1 protein-coding gene and 1 pseudogene are annotated in these 2,866 nt (G+C 69.5%); both read left to right on the forward strand.

Features of this window, described 5'->3' with window-relative positions; genetic code table 11:
- Positions 1-133: 133 nt before the first annotated feature.
- Positions 134-2,434 carry an RHS repeat domain-containing protein gene (locus tag AC2W7C_RS16175; RefSeq protein WP_486002316.1) on the forward strand — a complete coding sequence of 767 codons (2,301 nt, stop codon included), beginning with the start codon at positions 134-136 and terminating at the stop codon, positions 2,432-2,434.
- Positions 2,431-2,866, forward strand: a pseudogene (locus tag AC2W7C_RS16180) (RHS repeat-associated core domain-containing protein); the annotation flags it as partial. The gene AC2W7C_RS16175 and the pseudogene AC2W7C_RS16180, both read left to right, overlap by 4 nt.

Consider the following 2,866-nt stretch of genomic DNA (forward strand, 5'->3'; position numbering starts at 1 on the left):
GCCGGTCTTGCCCCGACGGCGCTACAGCCTGGCGCATCGGCCCTCGGGCCGGATGGCGCCGAGGTCCCGGCGACGCGTCGACGCCCACAGCGAACGCCATGTCCGGCGACGCCTCCACCCAGGAGGTCGCCCGATGAGCCGCCGCAGCTTCAAGACCCGGCTGGCCGGGACAGCCTCCCTCGGCGTTCTGGCGCTCGTCGGATACGCCGGCGGGGCCGAGGCGCAGAATCCGCCGGCCCCGCCCGAGTGGAACGTGGATGGCCAGGGCGTGGACGTCGTGAGCGGCGCCTTCAGCCACATCGTGACCGAGGCAGCCATCGGGCCGGCGGGTTCCGGCGGCCTGGCGCACACGCGTCAATGGGCCGGAGGACTGTGGCGCGACGTCGAGATCGGCACGATCACGGTCGATATCGTCGGCTCGGATCTGGTCGCGACCGTGAGCGCGGGCCTGGTCTCGGAACGGTTCGTGCTGACGGGAGGCGTCTGGACGCCGAGCCGTCCGAACGGGACGACGCTTACGCAGATCAGCCCCGGCGAGTACCTCGTCACCGATGCGGCCGGCAACCGGACGCGCATGAGCGAGGGGTACGGAACCCTGTACGAGGAGTTCGCCAACGGAGACCGTCGCGACTTCCACTGGGACACTTCCAGCGGGCGCGGCGTCCTGCGGTCCATCACGAACAACCGCGGCTATCAGCTGAAGTTCGAATATTCCAATGGTAATATGAGCAAGGTCACGGCGCTGAACAACGCGGTGGACTATTGCGCGCCCCTGGCGGTGACCTGCGCCTTTACCCGGACCTGGCCGAGTGTCACCTACGTGGGCGGCCCCGGCTATGGCGTAAATCCCATAACAGCGACAGACCAGTCCGGGCGCGTCACGACCTATACGTATGGGAGCGGCGGCCTGAGCGCGATCACGCCGCCGGGCTCGTCCACGCCGATGCGGGCGGTGACCTATGTCTTGCCAAGCGAAACGCAGGTCGCGAGCATCACCGACGCGCGGGGGACGGCGACCTACAGCTACGGTTTTGTGGGCGGGAGCCAGTACGTCGATATCACTTCGCCCGGGGGCGGGGTCACCCGTGTCACGGCGGACAATGCTTCAGGCCAGCCGGCCTCGATCCGGAACGCGCTGAACCAGACCACGTCCTTCACCTATGACGCATACGGCCGCCGGACGCGCATGACGATGCCGGAAGGCGACTATGTCCAGACCACCTACGACGGTCGCGGCAACGTCACCCAGACGACCTATGTGGCCAAGCCCGGTTCGGGTCTGGCCGACATCACGACCAGCGCGACCTATCCGTCGACCTGCGCCAATCCGGTGACCTGCAACCTGCCGACGTCCACCACGGACGCGCGCGGGAATATCACCGACTACGTCTGGGACAATGTCCATGGCGGCCTGTTGTCGATGACTGAACCGGCGCCCTCGACCGGCGCCGACCGGCCGCAGCTGCGCTTCGCCTATGCGGCGCAGACCGCCTACTACAAGAACAGCTCCGGCTCGATCGTGGCGGCGCCGTCGTCGGTGACCCTGCCGGTCGAGGTCTCGGCCTGCGCGACCGGAGCCGCTTGCGACGGGGCGGCGAACGAAGTGCTGACGACCATGACCTACGGGTCCGCGGGCGTGGCCAACAACCTGCTGCCGACCAGCGTCAGCCAGGGCTCGGGGGCCAATCCCTCGATGGCCGTGACGGCGACGACCTACACCGCCGACGGCGACGTGGAGACCGTCGACGGCCCGCTGGCGGGGACGGGCGACACCACCCGCTATCGCTACGACGACGCCCGCCAGGTGGTCGGCGTGGTCGGGCCGGACCCGGACGGCGCGGGCGCGGGCCTGAACCGGGCCCAGCGGCTGACCTATAATCCGCGCGGCCAGGTGACCCTGGCCGAGACGGGGACCACCCCCGGCTACACCGACCCGGACTGGGCCAGCTTCAACCCGCTGGTGCGGACGGCGACGATCTACGACGACCAGGGTCGTCCTCTGACCTCGAGCCAGCAGACGGGCGCGGGATCGACGGTCGGCGTGCAGCAGATCAGCTACGACGCCGCCGGGCGGGTGGACTGCACGGCGGTGCGGATGAACCCGGCGACCTTCGGCTCTCTGCCGTCCTCGGCCTGCACCGCCGCCACGGCGGGCAGCTTTGGTCCGGACCGGATCGCGCAGACCACCTACGACGCCGCCGGTCGGCCGCTGTCGACCACCACCGCGCTGGGGCAGGCCGAGGCGATCACCGAAAGCCTGACCTACACCGCCAACGGCCGGGTCGCCTCGATGACCGATGGGAACGGCAACGTCTCCATCCAGGCGTACGACGGTTTCGACCGGCCCGCGAAGCTGCGCTATCCGAACGCGCCGGCGGCGGGACGTCGACCACGGACTACGAAGAGACCGGCTACGACGCGGCGGGCAATGTGATCTCCAGCCGCAACCGGGCGGGTGCGGTCACCACGCTGACGGTCGACAATCTGAGCCGCGTCACGGCGATCGATGCGCCGTCCGGCACGATGGATGTGGCTCTCACCTACGACAACCTGGGACGGGTGCTGACCTCCACGGGCGGCGGCCAGACCCTGACGACTGTCTGGGACCCGCTGTCGCGCCTGACCTCCGAGACCGGACCGCTGGGCGCGATGAGCTATCAGTACGACGCCGCCGGCCGTCAGACCCGCATCACCTGGCCGGACGCCTTCTACGCCCAGTACGACCACGACCTCTATGGCGCGGTCACCGCGATCCGCGAGAACGGGGCGACCTCCGGCGCCGGGGTGCTGGCGACCTACGCCTACAACGACCTGGGCCAGGCCACGGGGATCGTTCGAGGCAACGGGACGGCGACGTCGTACGGTT

This window comes from Brevundimonas sp. CURTG3B2_SDJG (assembly GCF_057364705.1).